The sequence below is a fragment of the Mesorhizobium sp. genome, assembly GCF_041661565.1.
GTDB lineage: Bacteria > Pseudomonadota > Alphaproteobacteria > Rhizobiales > Rhizobiaceae > Mesorhizobium.
In genome coordinates, this window is sequence record NZ_JBAZUD010000045.1 from 1 (window position 1) to 15,205 (window position 15,205).

At 62.8% G+C, this 15,205-nt stretch carries 14 protein-coding genes and 1 pseudogene; 4 read left to right on the forward strand and 11 right to left on the reverse strand.

The window, feature by feature from the left end:
* Positions 1-401 (forward strand): annotated as a pseudogene (locus tag WC739_RS10505) (hypothetical protein); the annotation flags it as partial.
* A 67-nt stretch (positions 402-468) separates the two neighbouring features.
* Here the strand turns inward: WC739_RS10505 and edd are convergent.
* The 3 genes from edd to zwf form a co-directional block, all read right to left on the reverse strand.
* Positions 469-2,292 carry a phosphogluconate dehydratase gene (gene edd / locus WC739_RS10510; protein WP_372952965.1) on the reverse strand — a complete coding sequence of 608 codons (1,824 nt, stop codon included), beginning with the start codon at positions 2,290-2,292 and terminating at the stop codon, positions 469-471.
* Positions 2,293-2,364: 72 nt separating this feature from the next.
* Positions 2,365-3,081, reverse strand: a complete 717-nt coding sequence (gene pgl / locus WC739_RS10515) for a 6-phosphogluconolactonase (protein ID WP_372952966.1) — start codon at positions 3,079-3,081, stop codon at positions 2,365-2,367.
* Positions 3,063-4,532 carry a glucose-6-phosphate dehydrogenase gene (gene zwf, locus WC739_RS10520; RefSeq protein ID WP_372952967.1) on the reverse strand — a complete coding sequence of 490 codons (1,470 nt, stop codon included), beginning with the start codon at positions 4,530-4,532 and terminating at the stop codon, positions 3,063-3,065. Before zwf ends, pgl begins: the two co-directional genes overlap by 19 nt.
* A gap of 303 nt (positions 4,533-4,835) precedes the next feature.
* On the opposite strand from zwf, the gene WC739_RS10525 reads away from it, so the two are divergent.
* Positions 4,836-5,582, forward strand: a complete 747-nt coding sequence (locus WC739_RS10525) for an SDR family oxidoreductase (protein WP_372952968.1) — start codon at positions 4,836-4,838, stop codon at positions 5,580-5,582.
* Between the two features lie 84 nt (positions 5,583-5,666).
* Positions 5,667-6,968, forward strand: coding sequence for a Mur ligase family protein (locus WC739_RS10530; protein WP_372952969.1), 1,302 nt, complete (start codon positions 5,667-5,669; stop codon positions 6,966-6,968).
* 87 nt (positions 6,969-7,055) lie between these two features.
* On the opposite strand, the gene WC739_RS10535 is transcribed toward WC739_RS10530, so the two are convergent.
* From WC739_RS10535 to WC739_RS10555, 5 genes are all read right to left on the reverse strand, one after another.
* Positions 7,056-7,892: an SH3 domain-containing protein gene (locus WC739_RS10535; RefSeq protein WP_372952970.1), complete on the reverse strand. Its 837-nt coding sequence runs from the start codon at positions 7,890-7,892 to the stop codon at positions 7,056-7,058.
* A gap of 259 nt (positions 7,893-8,151) precedes the next feature.
* Positions 8,152-9,438, reverse strand: coding sequence for an NAD(P)/FAD-dependent oxidoreductase (locus WC739_RS10540; RefSeq protein WP_372952971.1), 1,287 nt, complete (start codon positions 9,436-9,438; stop codon positions 8,152-8,154).
* A gap of 81 nt (positions 9,439-9,519) precedes the next feature.
* Positions 9,520-9,885, reverse strand: a complete 366-nt coding sequence (locus WC739_RS10545; protein ID WP_372952972.1) for a four helix bundle protein — start codon at positions 9,883-9,885, stop codon at positions 9,520-9,522.
* A 43-nt stretch (positions 9,886-9,928) separates the two neighbouring features.
* Positions 9,929-11,365: a glutamine synthetase family protein gene (locus WC739_RS10550; protein ID WP_372952973.1), complete on the reverse strand. Its 1,437-nt coding sequence runs from the start codon at positions 11,363-11,365 to the stop codon at positions 9,929-9,931.
* The gene (locus tag WC739_RS10555; protein WP_372952974.1) at positions 11,362-11,934 is read right to left on the reverse strand and encodes a hypothetical protein; all 573 of its coding nucleotides are present in this window, start codon (positions 11,932-11,934) and stop codon (positions 11,362-11,364) included. Before WC739_RS10555 ends, WC739_RS10550 begins: the two co-directional genes overlap by 4 nt.
* A gap of 71 nt (positions 11,935-12,005) precedes the next feature.
* Between WC739_RS10555 and WC739_RS10560 the strand changes: the two genes are divergently transcribed.
* Positions 12,006-12,713, forward strand: coding sequence for an HAD family hydrolase (locus tag WC739_RS10560; RefSeq protein WP_372952975.1), 708 nt, complete (start codon positions 12,006-12,008; stop codon positions 12,711-12,713).
* Positions 12,714-12,781: 68 nt separating this feature from the next.
* Here the strand turns inward: WC739_RS10560 and WC739_RS10565 are convergent, their stop codons facing one another.
* The 3 genes from WC739_RS10565 to aceA form a co-directional block, all read right to left on the reverse strand.
* Positions 12,782-13,189 (reverse strand): response regulator, encoded by a 408-nt coding sequence (locus WC739_RS10565; protein WP_372952976.1) that lies wholly within the window; start codon positions 13,187-13,189, stop codon positions 12,782-12,784.
* 273 nt (positions 13,190-13,462) lie between these two features.
* Positions 13,463-13,708: a hypothetical protein gene (locus WC739_RS10570; protein WP_372952977.1), complete on the reverse strand. Its 246-nt coding sequence runs from the start codon at positions 13,706-13,708 to the stop codon at positions 13,463-13,465.
* A 59-nt stretch (positions 13,709-13,767) separates the two neighbouring features.
* The gene (gene aceA, locus WC739_RS10575; RefSeq protein WP_372952978.1) at positions 13,768-15,057 is read right to left on the reverse strand and encodes an isocitrate lyase; all 1,290 of its coding nucleotides are present in this window, start codon (positions 15,055-15,057) and stop codon (positions 13,768-13,770) included.
* Positions 15,058-15,205: the final 148 nt, after the last annotated feature.

Consider the following 15,205-nt stretch of genomic DNA (forward strand, 5'->3'; position numbering starts at 1 on the left):
AGAAGATCGACGGAACCAGGGACGAGGTGACCTATGCCTATGGGCCTGACAGCAAGTTCGATCTGCCGCCCGGCGACTATGTGTTGATTGCGACGGTCGATCTCGCCGTCGTCGAGCAGCCCTTTACCGTCAAGGTCGGCGAATTCCAGGATGTGAAGATCGCCATGAACGCCGGCGTGCTGGCGATCACCGCGCCCGGAGCCTCGAAGATCGAGATTTTCGAGACCAGGAAGGACATCAACGGCAACCGCAAGTCGCTCGGCTACGCGTTTGATCAGAAATATCAGGCGGCGATCCCGGCGGGCGACTACGCCGTCGTGTCGGAGAAAACCGACAACAGCTCGAAAGAAGGCACCGTGACGGTCAAGGCCGGCGAGCGAGCCGAGCTGACCGTGCAATAGAATCGGATGCATGACCGAGAAAGGGCGGCTACAGGCCGCCCTTTCTCATGAATTGACCAGACGGCCGTCAAGCCGTTCCAAATGCGCTGGCGCCGTGATCGGCGCGGCCGACCAATTGCCGGAACCCGGCGAACAGTTCTCGGCCGAATCCGAATTCATTGCCGATCAGATCGGCTTCCGCCGTGCGGCGCAGTGCGAAATCCGGCGCCGGCACGTGCACTTCCAGGGTCCCGGCGTCGGCGTCCAGACGGATGATGTCGCCGTCATGGATCCTCGCGATCGGCCCGTCCTCGACGGCTTCCGGCGTGACGTGGATCGCCGCCGGCACCTTGCCGGAGGCGCCGGACATGCGCCCGTCGGTGACCAGAGCGACACGCTGGCCGCGATCCTGCAGGATGCCGAGCACGGTGGTCAGCTTGTGCAGTTCCGGCATGCCATTGGCCTTCGGTCCCTGGAAGCGGATGACGGCGATGAAGTCGCCGGTCAACGTGCCTGCCTTGAATGCCTCATTCAGCCCATGCTGGCTGTCGAACACCCTGGCCGGCGCCTCGATGATGCGCCGCTCGGGCTTCACGGCCGACGTCTTGATGACGGCATGGCCGAGATTGCCCGCCAGCACCTTGAGACCTCCGGTCGCCTGAAAGGCCTTGCTGAATGGCGCCAGCACCTTTTCGTCACCGCTGACCTGCGGCGCGGCCTCGCGCACCACGCCGCCATCGGCGCCGAGCCGGGCCTCGACCGCATAGGGCCGCAATCCTTCGCCCCACACAGTCTGCACGTCCTCGTGCAGCACGCCTTCGTCGAGCAGTTCGCGGATCAGGAAGCCGAGCCCGCCGGCGGCATGGAAATGGTTCACGTCGGCGAGGCCGTTCGGATAGACACGCGCCAGCAGCGGCACCGCTTCCGAAAGATCGGAAATATCCTGCCAGGTGATGGCGATGCCGGCGGCGGAAGCCATCGCGATCAGGTGGATAGTGTGGTTGGTCGAGCCGCCGGTGGCGTGCAGGCCGACCACGCCGTTGACGATCGACCGTTCGTCGATCATCCGGCCGACCGGCGTATAGGCATTGCCGAGCGCGGTGATCGCCAGCGCCCGTTTCGTCGCTTCCCGCGTCAAAGCTTCGCGAAGCGGCGTGCCGGGGTTTACGAAGGAAGCGCCCGGCGTGTGCAGCCCCATGATCTCCATCAGCATCTGGTTGGAATTCGCCGTGCCGTAGAAGGTGCAGGTGCCCGGACCATGATATGATCTGGACTCTGCCTCCAGCAGTTCGGCGCGTCCCACCTTGCCCTCGGCATAGAGCTGGCGGATCCTGGCCTTCTCGTCGTTCGGCAGGCCGGTGGTCATCGGCCCGGCCGGAATGAACACCGCCGGCAGATGGCCGAAGGTCAGCGCCGCGATCACCAGTCCCGGTACGATCTTGTCGCAGACGCCGAGATAGACGGCGGCATCGAACATGTTGTGCGACAGGCCGATCGCGGCGGACATGGCGATCACGTCGCGCGAAAACAGCGACAGCTCCATGCCGGGCTGGCCTTGCGTCACGCCATCGCACATCGCCGGCACGCCGCCGGCCACCTGTGCGATGCCGCCCGCTTGGCGCGCCGCGTCCTTGATCAGGGCCGGAAAGGTCTCGAACGGCTGGTGCGCCGACAGCATGTCGTTGTAGGAGGTGATGATACCGAGATTTGGAACCTTGTCGGCTCCCAGCGCCAGCTTTTCCGAAGGGCTGCACACCGCGAAGCCATGGGCGAGGTTGCCGCAGGATAGGGATGCCCGGTTGGCGGTTCGGTTCGACGCCTCGGCGATCCGGCTTAGATAACGCTCGCGGCCCGGTTTGGAACGCTGGCGGATGCGCTCGGTGATGGCTTCGATATCGCGTCTCACAGTCATCGAATTGGTCCTTTCAGGCGAGGTCCCGGAAACATCCTCCCGCCGTTTGTCGGGACCTCTCGGCAAGTTGAATCAAGGCGCCCAGAAAATCTCCACGGGCCTGGCCGCGGCTTCCAGCACGGCACGGATCGGCTTTCGCGGTCCGGGCGCGACCGCGCCGTCGAAGGCGATGCGCTTGTCTTCACCCTCTATATGCAGCGCGATGAAACCAGCATCGACGATTCGCGCCAGCGACAGGGTCAGCCGCGGCTCGCCCGCGCTGACAGCATGAACCGGGAGTACGATCCTGTCGGAGGCCGGGTCGAGCAGTGTCTCCAGATCGTCGGCGTCGGGAAAGAACGAAGCGGTGTGGCCGTCGGGCCCCATGCCGAGCACGACGACGTCGAGGGGCCAGGGCAGTGACCGCAGGGCATCATCGTCGGACGCCGCAGCGTCCTCGATGCCGGCGGCCTCATGATAGAGCGGCACGAACCGGGCAGCCTTGGCCGCGTTCTGCAACAGATTGGCGGTAACAAGTCCAGCGTTTGAGCGCGGCGAGGAGGCTGGCACGAAACGCTCGTCGACCAGGGTCACGATCACCTTGTCCCACTCTATCGGAACCGCCGAAAGCGCCGCGAAGAACCTTGCTGGCGTGGTACCGCCGGAGACGGCGAGCAGGCCCTTGCCGCGTTCGGCGATTGCCTTGGTCAGGCGGCCGGCGACATGACCGGCCAAGGCGGCCGCGAGTTCCGGGCGGCTGGCAAAGCCGTTCCAGCTATAGGCGGCGCGGCTCAATTGCTCTCGTGCCATGTCCGCCCGTCACGTTCGATCAGCGCTATCGAGGCCGAGGGACCCCAGGTGCCGGCTGTATATCCCTGCGCGTCCTGCTTGGCGCTTTCCCAGGCATTTTGGATCGGATCGATCCATTTCCACGCGGCCTCGACTTCGTCGCGGCGCATGAACAGGGTCTGGTTGCCGCGGATGACGTCCATGATCAGCCGCTCATAGGCATCCGGCGCGCGCCCGTCGAAGGACTGCGCGAAACTCATGTCGAGTGAAATCTGGCGCAGCCGCATGCCCCCCGGACCCGGATCCTTGATCATGATGAACTGCTTGACGCCTTCGTCGGGCTGCAGGCGGATGACCAGCTGGTTGGCTGATATCGGCCCCGCGCTGTCGCCGAAGATCGAATGGGGGATCGGCTTGAATTCGATGACGATCTCCGAAACCCGGGTCGCCAGCCGCTTGCCGGTCCGCAGGTAAAACGGCACACCCGCCCAGCGCCAGGTGCCGATCTCGGCCTTGATGGCGACGAAGGTCTCGGTATTGCTGTCGTGGCCCAGTTCCTCGACATAGCCCTTGACCGGGCCACCGGCCGAGGCCCCGGCGCGGTACTGCCCCCGCACGGTCTGCTTCGGCGCCTCGATGCCATTGATGCGCTTGAGCGCGCGCAGCACCTTCAGTTTCTCGTCGCGCACCGCGTCGGCGTCCATCGACGACGGCGCTTCCATGGCGACGAGGCACAAGAGCTGCAGCATGTGGTTCTGCACCATGTCGCGCAGTGCGCCGGCCTTGTCGTAATAGGTGACGCGGTCTTCCAGCCCCACGGTCTCGGCCACGGTGATCTGCACATGGTCGATATGGGCGGAGTTCCACAGCGGCTCGTAGAGCGCGTTGGCAAAGCGCAGCGCCATCAGGTTCTGCACCGTCTCCTTGCCAAGATAGTGGTCGATGCGGAAGATCTGGCTTTCCTGGAAATTGTCGCCGACCAGATCGTTGAGCGTGCGCGCCGAGGCGAGGTCACGCCCGATCGGTTTCTCCAGCACGATGCGCGAGTTCGGCGTGATCAGGTCATGCTCTTTCAGCTTGTGCGAGATGTCCCCGAAAAGCGCCGGCGCCACCGCAAGATAGAAAGCCCGGATGCTGTTGCTGTCGCCGATTGCCTTCTTCAGCTTGTCGAAGCCGGCTCCGGTGGTCGCGTCCGCCGAAATGTAGGAAAGCCGGGCAAGGAAGGTCTTCAGTTCCTTGGCGTCGATGTCGGCCGGTTTGACATGCTCCGAGATCGCCTGTTTGGCAAAGGCCTGGAACTCCGCGTCGGTCATCTTCGAACGCGACGTGCCGATGATGCGCGTCGGCTCGGAGAATTGGTGGTCGCGCTGGCGATGATAGAGTGAGGGCAGCAGCTTGCGTTCCGACAGGTCGCCGGTGCCGCCGAAAATGATGAAGTCGAAAGGATCGACGGGGATGATCTGGCTGGTCATTGTCTGTCCGCTGTGACGCCGGTCGCAAGTACGCGGCTGATATAATCTAATCGATTTAAATTTTCCAGTGCCATTGGTGGTCACATCTGAGTGTATTCGCCTGCCCTTGACAGCCCGATGACCCGGAGGCTTGTCGACAGGCGCGGGCGCGAAGGCCTTCGCAGTTGCAGCATAGAACGGGAACCAGACGAAAGCCAAAGGCGAAATAGGCAATGGTCACGTATCTTCAACCACCCGTGCCGATAGCCGCGACTTGGCGCGCCGGCACCATGTCGCTCACCTCCAGCCATGGACGGAAACCACATGCGTCTTGAAAACAAGGTTGCCGTCGTCACCGGCGCCGCGTCGGGCTTCGGCGAAGGGATCGCCAGGCGCTTTGCCGAGGAAGGCGCCAGGGTCGTCGTCGCCGATCTCAATGCCAAGGGCGCGGAGCGTGTCGCCGGTGAGATCGGCGCCGCGGCGATCTGGACCCAGACGGATGTTTCGTTGCGGTCCGAATTCGACGAGATGATCCATGCCGCGAAGAGTGCCTTCGGCCGCATCGACATCATGGTCAACAATGCCGGCTTCACCCACCGCAACGGCGACATGCTCAAGGTCGATGAGGAGACCTTCGACCTCATCACGGCCGTCAACATGAAGGCGATCTACCATGCGGCGCGCGTCGTGGTGCCGATCATGGAGGGTCAGGGCGGCGGCGTCATCCTGACCACGGCCTCGACCGCCGGTTTGCGGCCGCGGCCAGGTCTCACCTGGTACAATGCGTCGAAGGGCTGGGCGATCACCGCCACCAAGTCGATGGCGGTGGAACTGGCGCCGAAGAACATCCGCGTCAATTGTCTCTGCCCGGTTGCCGGCGAGACCGGCATGCTGGAGAAATTCATGGGCGCCGACACGCCGGAGATCCGTGAGAAGTTCCGCGCGTCGATCCCGCTCGGCCGGCTTTCGACGCCGCTCGATATCGCCAACGCCGCGCTCTGGCTGGCGTCGGACGAGGCCGCCTTCATCACCGGCGTGGCGCTGGAAGTCGACGGCGGCCGCTGCATCTGAGTTGGTCTGGGCGACACATGCGTGCGGTTTGACTTGATCACCCGCGCGAAGGCATAAAGCTGCTAGCCCGAGGCATATGGCGGCATGATTAAAGTGAAATTGCGGAAAATTCGCGAAAGCTTGGGGCAACGCCTCAGGGCTTACGGGGCAAGGCGTGCACGCTCAAAAAGTAAGGCGACTTTCATCGGCATAACAGGTAGTTCGGGTAAATCGACCACAACGGCGCTGCTTGGGCATATCTTGGCCGGCCACGGTTCGGTCCATACTGAGCTGCTTTTTCATTCGCTGAAGATGCTGTCGAAGATGCTTTCGCACCGGATCCGTGGCGTAAACTACGTGGTCGTGGAAGTGTCGGTATCCGCGGTCAATTCCATCAAGCCGTTGGCGCAAACATTGCGGCCCCAGGTTGCCGTCGTCACAATGATCCGGCTCGAGCATGTCTCCAGATTCAGAACATTGGAGAATGTCGCTCGTGAAAAGGGCGCCTTGGTCGAGTCGCTGGAACCGGGCGGCCTTGCCGTGCTCAATGCCGATGATCCGAATGTGTTGGCCATGGCCTCCGGCAACACGCAACGCTTCGTCACATTCGGCGAGTCGGAAGCCGCCGACTATCGGGTCACCGAGGTCAGGGCCGAATACCCCCGCTTGCTCAGCTTCAAATTGCACTGGCGCGGCGGCGTCCTTGACCTCAAAACTCCCTTCCCAGGGGAGCATTTCTGGCTGCCGACGGTCGCGGCTGCGGCTACGGCCCTTGAACTTGGACTCCCTGCGCAGACAGTAAAGGATAGGATCGAAACGTTTCAACCGATAGAGAATCGGTGCCAGGTGATCATCCCGGAGGGCGGGCCGCACTTCATCGTGGACTCCGTCAAGGCGCCTTGGCATTCGCTGCAACTGGCTCTGGATATGGTGGCAAAATCAACCCTTGGCGACAAGCGCGTCGTGCTTGGACAACTGTCTGACTTTAGCGATTCGAACGCAAAGTATGCCCGCGCCTATAAGAGCGTGCGTGAGATCGCGAACCAGGTGATCTATGTCGGCGAGCATGCGCATCGCTCGAAAGCTAGCCAAGCCGATCGCGATACTGGCCGCTTCGTCGAACTGCGCACGCCCAAAGAGGTCTCGGATTATGTCCGGCGGACAGCAGCGCCTGGCGAATTGATCTTGTTGAAGAGTTCTTCCAATCTTCATCTAGAACGTGTGCCGCTTGCATGGACCCACGACGTCCAGTGCTGGGTTCCGGTCTGCGGCAAAACGGAGGGATGCCAGCAGTGCGGCCTCTATGGAATCCCCTTTGAACAGCATCGTGGCCTCGTCGAGCAGCGCCGACGATTGAAACGGCGGCGTCGGTTCCAACGTCTGTTCGGTCTCGGAACCGGCGAATGACCGTAGCAGGTGCCGGCTTGAGCGCCGGGTGTCGCGCGCTTGCCGCGGCCGATGCCGCGTCGGCGCTTCCCCTGGCAGCAGTCAGGCTCAGGTCTTGATGTAGCTCTTGTAGATCCAGCCGGTCTTGCCGTTATGGACGATCTGGCACCATTGCTTGCAGCTCAGCACCTGCACGGACGTTCTGGCCGGGATGGTCTCGATGGCCGCCGCGTTCTTCTTGGGCCCACTGCGCATGGTGACGGCCCTGACGATCCGTCCGCTGCCTGCGGCTGCGGCATTTGCAGGCTTGGCCTTGCCGGCGTCGTCCCCGGTCGCCGGCTGCGCCTTGGGGATGGCGGCGGTCTGAGCGTCGTCCGGAGTGCCGGCCGCCGTGGCGGCGGGTGCGGCGACCTTGTCGAGTTCGGCGGTCGCATTGGTATCGCCCGATGAAGGCGCGAATGCCGCCGCCTTGTCCGTCGCCGGCTGAGCCTGGTTTGCCACCTGGCCGGAAACCCCTTGATGGGCATCGGCTGCCGTGGAAGCCGCCTTCGGCCCGGCTCCGGTCCAGCGGGGATCATTGGCCGCGAGCGCCGGGATGGTCGCTTCCGCCGCCGCCACCTTTGGCGAAACCTCGTTGGACTTGCGCGCTGTCCGAGGCGTGGCTGTCGCCGCAACGGCAGTTCCCGCCGGGGCGATTTTCGTCGTCTTCACCGGAACGGCCGGGACCGTCTGCTCTGCGCTTGCCAGCGCCTGCCTTTCACCGGCGGGCATCGCCAGCCAAAGCGCCACCGCGGCAACGCCAAGCAGGGCCGCGGTGCCGACCGCGGCGATCACCAGATGCGAGTTCGAACGGACCTCCTGCCAGAAGGACGGCCGCATGTCGTACCCGAACTGCATGGCAAAGCGCCGACGTTCCGGCGTACCGAAACTGAAGGGCTCTCTCACGTCTTGCCACCTCCATAAGCGGGCCGATGTTCTCTCGATCAGCCAGCCGAGAAACAGCTGCCGGATCTGCATCGGTCCCAAGAAACCAAAGCGGGCAAGCCCGCGAATTCCCCGTTGATCGCCCAAGGCCGGCATCCTTCGCCGGTGATTGTGGCATCACTGCGCCCTTGGCAGAGTCTGCGCCTTTGCCGGGGATTGCGCAATGTCTGGCGTCGGCAACAAATGTTACAGGAATATTACAGGGATCACGCGGTTCGGCCTAGATCCTGTCGCGCAGCGCAAACCAGTTCAGCGCGAGGAAAAGCAAAGGCGCGCGCAGGCGCCGGCCGCCGGGGAATGGCGGGATTTTGAGATCCTCGATCAGCTTGAGCGGGTCGCGGTTGCCGGCAACGGTTTCGGCATAGAGCTTGCCGAAGAAGTTCGAAAGCATGACGCCGTGGCCCGAATAGCCGCCCGCCGAGATGACGTTGGGCATCACTTCCCGCACGAAAGGCTTCCTCGGAACGGTGATGCCGACATAACCGCCCCAGCCATGCGTGATCTCGACATCCTTCAATGCTGGGTAAAGCTCCGTGATCTGGCGGCGGATGTGGATGTGGATGTCCTTCGGATCGTTGACGCCATAGATCTCGCGCCCGCCGAACAGCAGCCTTCCGTCCTTCGACCTGCGGAAGTAGCGGACCACGAAGCGGGAATCGTCGACCGCCTCGCCGCCTGGCAGCACCGTCGAATCAGCCCCCAGGGGCACGGTCGCGCCGATGAACGAGCCGATCGGCATGATGCGCGCGGCGCTCACCGGCTCGAGCGCGCCGCCATGGGCATTGGCCGCGATCAGGCATTTCTGCGCCGACACCGTGCCTCTCGGCGTCGAAACCTTCACCTTGCCGCCGCTGGACATGATCGCGGCCGCAGGCGTCTCCTCGAAAAGTTGCGCGCCCGCTTGCGCCGCCACCCGCGCCGTGCCGATCACCAGCTTCATCGGGTGGATGTGGCCGGTGCCGGTGTCGCGCGTTCCGCCGAAATAGGCGGTCGAGCCCAGCCGCTCCGCCGTCTCCTTGGCATCCATGAACGAAACATGCGGGTAGGAAAACCGGCTCGCCATGATCTCGGCATGCGCCTTGTAGTCGTCCACATAGCGCGGCTTGTGCGCCACCGACATCTGGCCAGGCGTATAGTCGATGTCGATCTGGTTGGCGGCGGCGAATTCGATGAGATGCGCCTTCGCCTCCTCGGCGAGATCGAACAGCGCCTTGGCGCGGGTGAAGCCGTATTCGGCTTCCAGTTCCTCCACCCAGGCGCGCTGGCCGGTGCCCAACTGGCCGCCATTGCGGCCGGATGCGCCATCACCCAGGCGATGCGCCTCGATCAGCACGACATTGGTGCCCGCCTTGGCAAGGTGCGCGGCCGCCGACAGCCCGGTAAAGCCGCCGCCGATGACAACGACGTCGCATGTCCGGTCGCCGTCAAGCGCGGGATATTCGGGTCTTGGCCCCGAAGTGTCCTCATACCAGGAACGGCCGGGGGAGATGGGGGACTGGTAGGGCATGATGCTCACAGGGGAGTAGGGCAGTAGGGCAGTAGGGCAGTAGGGCAGTAGGGCAGTAGGGCAGTAGGGCAGTAGGTGGAGTTATTCGGGTGACAATTTGCGGATCAGAAGCCGCAACAGCGTTCCCACGCTCTCACTCCGGCTCATCAATCCTTCGGCGACCTCTTGCGAGGTGATTCCGACGCGTCGCGCAATCATCAGATGGGTCTCCATCTCTTTAAGTGATCCCTGCGCAATCCTGAGAAATTGCTGGTAGGAAGCTCGGCTTTCTCGCCCATAACCCTCGGCGATGTTGGCAGGCACGGATGTGGCCGCTCTGCGTAGCTGAGCTGTCAATCCATACCTCTCTTCCTTCGGCCATGTTCTTGTCGCTTCGTATATCGATATAGCTAGGTCCATGGCCTGCTGCCAGAAGATCAAATCTCTGTACGATTCGATCTTCGCCATCGTCTGCTGCCCTACTGCCCTACTGCCCTACTGCCTTACTCCCCTAAACATTCAACAGCAGATATTCCCTCTCCCACGGGCTGATCACTTCCATGAAGGTCTCGAATTCCGCCCGCTTGATCGCCGCATAGGTCGCGGCGAAGGACTTGCCCAGCAGCGCGCAGAGTTCCTCGTCGGCCTCGAACAGGTCGACGGCTTCGAGCAGGCTGCGCGGCAGGTCGATCTCGTGCGCGTTGGCGGTGGTCAGGACGGGAGGCTCGGCCTTGATCTTGTTGGTGATGCCGATCAGCCCGCAGGCAAGCGACGCCGCCAGCGCCAGATACGGATTGGCGTCGGATGAGGGGATGCGGTTTTCGACGCGCCGTGCCGCCGGATCGGAGCGCGGCACGCGAAACGCCGTCGTGCGGTTGTCATAGCCCCATTTGTTGTTGACCGGAGCCGAGGCCGATTGCGTCAGCCGGCGATAGGAATTGACGTAGGGCGCGAACATGACGAGCGCGTTCGGCACATGCTTCTGCATGCCGCCGATAAAATGGAAGAAGGCCTCGGTTTCCGACCCGTCCTCGGCCGAAAAGATGTTCTGGCCAGTCTTCTTGTCGATGATGGACTGATGGATATGCATGGCCGAGCCGGGCTGCCCCTGGATCGGCTTGGCCATGAAGGTGGCATAGATCTCGTGCTTGAGCGCCGCCTCGCGGATGGTGCGCTTGAACATGAACACCTGGTCGGCCAGTTCGATCGGGTCGCCATGGCGCAAATTGATCTCGAGCTGGCCCGCACCTTCCTCGTGGATGAGCGTGTCGATCTCCAGACCCTGGCTTTCGGAGAAGTGGTAGATGTCGTCGATCAGTTCGTCGAACTCGTTGACGCCGGCGATCGAATAACCGGCGCCGCCGCCGATCGCCCGTCCGGAACGGCCGACAGGCGGCGTGAGAGGATAGTCCGGATCGGGGTTCTTGCGCACCAGGTAGAACTCGATCTCGGGAGCCACCACCGGCCTCAGCCCGCGCTTGTCGTAGGCGGCGACCACGCGTTTCAGCACGTTTCGCGGCGTGAACTCGACCGAGCGGCCGTCCTGGTGGACGAGGTCGCAGATGACGGCGGCGGTCGGGTCTTCTTCCCAGGGCACGACCGTCAGCGTCGACAGGTCGGGCATCAGCTTGAGGTCGCCGTCATCCTCGGGATAGTGAAAGCCGTTGCCATCCTCGGGATAACCGCCGGAAATCGTCGTCATGAAGACAGCGGACGGCAAGGCCAGCGAGGTGTTGGACGTGAACTTCTTGGACGGCATCATCTTGCCGCGCGCAACCCCGGCCTGGTCGGGCGTGATGCATTCGATGTCCTCGATGCCGCGCCATTCCAGCCATTCGCTGACTTCTTTCCAGTTCTTCACGCCACGCAGGTTTTTCACGAAGGCAGGCGTGCGCGCCCGTCCTCCGCGGCTCGACGGACGGACTTCCTTTTTTGCAGGCGGCATCATTCACCAGATTGGGTTGCGGATTTCGGAGTATAGCCGTTGCGGGTCATGGAAGGGAAGGGCAAGCCGGGCGAAAGGCCGGACGCGTGGACAGTCGCGCTCACATGGCCTTGATGAGCAGTGCGTCCAAGCCACCGGCGCAGGGCCGAGGCGTAGATCCCGCGCCATCCGCGCTGTGGCGTGGCCAGAAACCAGGATTGACGCAGATCCCAGGTCTCGCCGCACAGGTCCCTGAGCCTGGTGTTGATGATGCCCTTGCCGGAAAGCGGATAGATATTGTTTTTCTCGGCCGCGATCTGTCCGAAGCTCGCCGCGCCATGCAGATCATCGCCCAGCATCTGTCCGATCTCGGCGATGTCCTGCGCATGGACCATCTCGGCGAAGGTCCGCGTCAAGGCGGCTTGATAGGCAAAGAATTCCGGATGGTTGTCGAGCAGGGCCTCGCCTGTCTCGTGGCCCATGCCGAGATCGCGAATCCCGTTGATCACCTCGGTCGGCGTGCCCTCTTTCGAGCTCAGCAGAAGCCGCTCGAGGTCATCTTTCAGGAACTGGTTTTCGGCATGTCCACGCACACTCTATATTCCTCTTGCTAGCAGCGCCTGATAACGACGTCCACTTCACCACGGTCATGACGGGAGAAATCATGCAGTCCCTGACCACGATCGGCTTCGACGCCGACGACACGCTCTGGCAGAACGAGCAGTTCTTCCGCATGACCGAGAAACGGTTCGCGGCGATGCTTGCCGATCATGCCGAGGCGGGAGACATTTCGGCACGATTGCTGGAGGCGGAGAGACGCAATCTTGCGGTCTATGGTTTCGGCATCAAGGGCTTCACGCTGTCGATGATCGAAACGGCGATCGAGGTCACCCAGGGCCGCGTTCCGACCTTGGTCATATCGGAGATACTCGATGCCGGCCGCGACATGCTCAGCCATCCGATCGAGCCCTTGCCGCATGCGCGCGAAACGGTGGAGAAGCTCGCCGGCGCATTCCGACTCGTGCTGATCACCAAGGGCGATCTCTTCGACCAGGAGCGCAAGCTGGCCGGATCCGGCCTCGGTGATTTGTTCGATGCGGTCGAGATCGTCAGCGACAAGAATGCAGCCACCTATGCCCGCGTGTTCAGCCGGCATGGCGACGGCGCGTCGAGAAGCATGATGGTCGGCAATTCGCTGAAGTCCGACGTGGTGCCTGCCATCGAGGCCGGCGGCTGGGGTGTCCATGTCCCGCACGAACTGACCTGGGTGCTGGAACATGTCGAGGCGCCGGTCGAAGCCCCGAGATTCCGCCAGATATCCGATCTCGCGCAATTGCCCGGGCTGATCGAGGCCATCACGAACCCCGGCTGAACTGGATATGGACCGCTTGTTCCGCGCCATCGCGGAAGGACGATTGCGGGCTCTGCCTCTTGATCGCGCTAGCGATTGGTCAGGCGGTCGATCACCGGCTGCAGCCTTTCGGGTGTGATCGGCTTGGCGACCACCGCGTCGACGACAGTCGACAGGTCCAGGCTCTGCGGCGTGCCTGTCCTGTTCGACAGGAGGATTACAGGTGGCAGCGATTTTCCCGAGGCACGCCGCAAGGCATCGATGCTGGACAACAGATTGTCGCAATCCTTGTTGTCGGCGCCGCCGTCAAGGATGATGGCGCCGGGCACCAGGGCTCGCAGGGCCTTTGCCGCTGTGTCGGGAGATTCCGAGATCGGCCTGAGCCCGGATCGCTCGACGATCTTGGAGATGACGACGCGGTTGATTGGCGATCGCCCGACGACAAGAACCTGTGAGGCATCGCGGATCGCCTCGACGCTTGCGTCGCGGCCCACCACGGTCAAATGCCTTGGAGTCTCGCCGTCGCGATTCACTGCACACCCAAGCCAGCCAAGAGTTCGCCCCTATTTCAATGCAGAGTTGAAATCTGGCAGCAATTGGCGTGAGATCGGGGCCCGTGTCAAGTTGAAATAAAGGCGTCGAAACCCTTCTGGCTGGCAGTGAATTCAAGCAGTACTACTGTACTGAACTGTCTACAAAACATGTTCACCGATAAGTAAATTCACCGACGCAGAGATCGCGCGGGTAAAGGCTGGTTGGGCAGCCTTCCATCAGCCGTGCCCCTGCTGTTGCGTGACGATCACCGGGATCAGCAGGTCCCCCCAATTGCCGTCACCGCCATGGTGCCGCGCCGAGCGCACGAGCTCGACGGAGACGCCGGCCTCGACCGCCTTCATCACCGATTGGTTGAGGCGGTGCAAATCATTGGCCAGCATGCGGATTGTTGCCTGCTGATCGACGCTCATCGTCGAGGATTGTTCCTCGGCGCGTTCCTTGACTCGGCTGATCGATGCCATCGTTCTTCTCCTTGCGTATCGAGCCCTGTCGGGCGTTCCCTCTGTGGTCTTCTGTCTGCTTATTCTGCGGCCTGCTTGAACTGCGCATGCTCGGTCGATTCGTGCATGGCGGTGGTTGAGGACTGTCCGCCAGTGATCGCCATCGACACCGCGTCGAAATAGCCGGTGCCGACTTCGCGCTGGTGCTTGGTCGCGGTGTAGCCATTGGCCTCCGCCGCGAACTCCGCCTCCTGCAACTCGGAATAGGCACTCATCTGGCGTGCCTTGTAGCCGCGAGCGAGTTCGAACATCCCGTAATTGAGCTGGTGGAAGCCGGCGAGCGTGATGAACTGGAACTTGTAGCCCATCGCGCCGAGTTCCCTCTGGAATTTGGCGATCGTGGCGTCATCGAGGTTTTTCTTCCAGTTGAACGACGGTGAACAATTGTAGGCGAGCAGCTTGTCGGGGTGATGCCTGCGCACGCCCTCTGCGAATTTCCTGGCCTGTGCGAGATCCGGCTTCGAGGTCTCGCACCAGATCAGGTCCGCGAACGGGGCATAGGCGATGGCGCGGGCGATGCAGGGGTCGATGCCGTTCCTGACGTGATAGAAGCCTTCCACGGTGCGCCCGGCGCCGTAGTCGACGAACGGCTGGTCGCGTTCGTCGATGTCGGAAGTCAGCAGCTTCGCCGCTTCCGCGTCGGTGCGGGCGATGACCAGGGTCGCCGTGCCCATCACGTCGGCCGCCAGGCGCGCGGCGTTGAGGTTGCGGATATGCGCCGCCGTCGGGATCAGCACCTTGCCGCCGAGATGGCCGCATTTCTTTTCCGAAGCCAGCTGGTCCTCGTAGTGGACGCCGGCGGCGCCTGCTTCGATGAACGCCTTCATGATCTCGAAGGCGTTCAGCGGCCCGCCGAAGCCGGCTTCCGCATCGGCCACGATCGGCGCGAACCATGTCTCGACCGACAACCCGTTGCCTTCGGACGTTTCGATCTGGTCGGCACGCTGCAGCGTGCGGTTGATGCGCTTGACGAGTTCCGGCGCCGCATTGGCCGGATAAAGCGACTGGTCCGGATACATCGCCGAGGCGGTGTTGGCGTCGGCGGCGACCTGCCAGCCCGACAGGTAGATCGCCTTCAGTCCGGCGCGCACCTGCTGCATCGCCTGGTTGCCGGACATGGCGCCGAGAGCGTTGACGAAATCCTCCTCGTGGATGAGCTTCCACAACCGGTTGGCGCCCATTTCGGCGAGGCTCTGGCGGATCTGCACCGAACCGCGCAGCCGCTTCACATCCTCCGGCGAATAGGGCCGTTCAACGCCGTCGAAGCGACCTTCCGGCGCCGACGGGACGAGTTTGTAAAAATCGGTCATGGTCTCTTCTCCGAATGCTCTGCTCTGTCCGGACACTCGCTTGCCGCGTCCGTGTATTTGACTGGATTTACACAACGGCGCGAGGAGAGCCAGAGAATTCAACAAATCCGTCCCGATATAAGGGAAAATCTGTATTGTGTTTGACAGA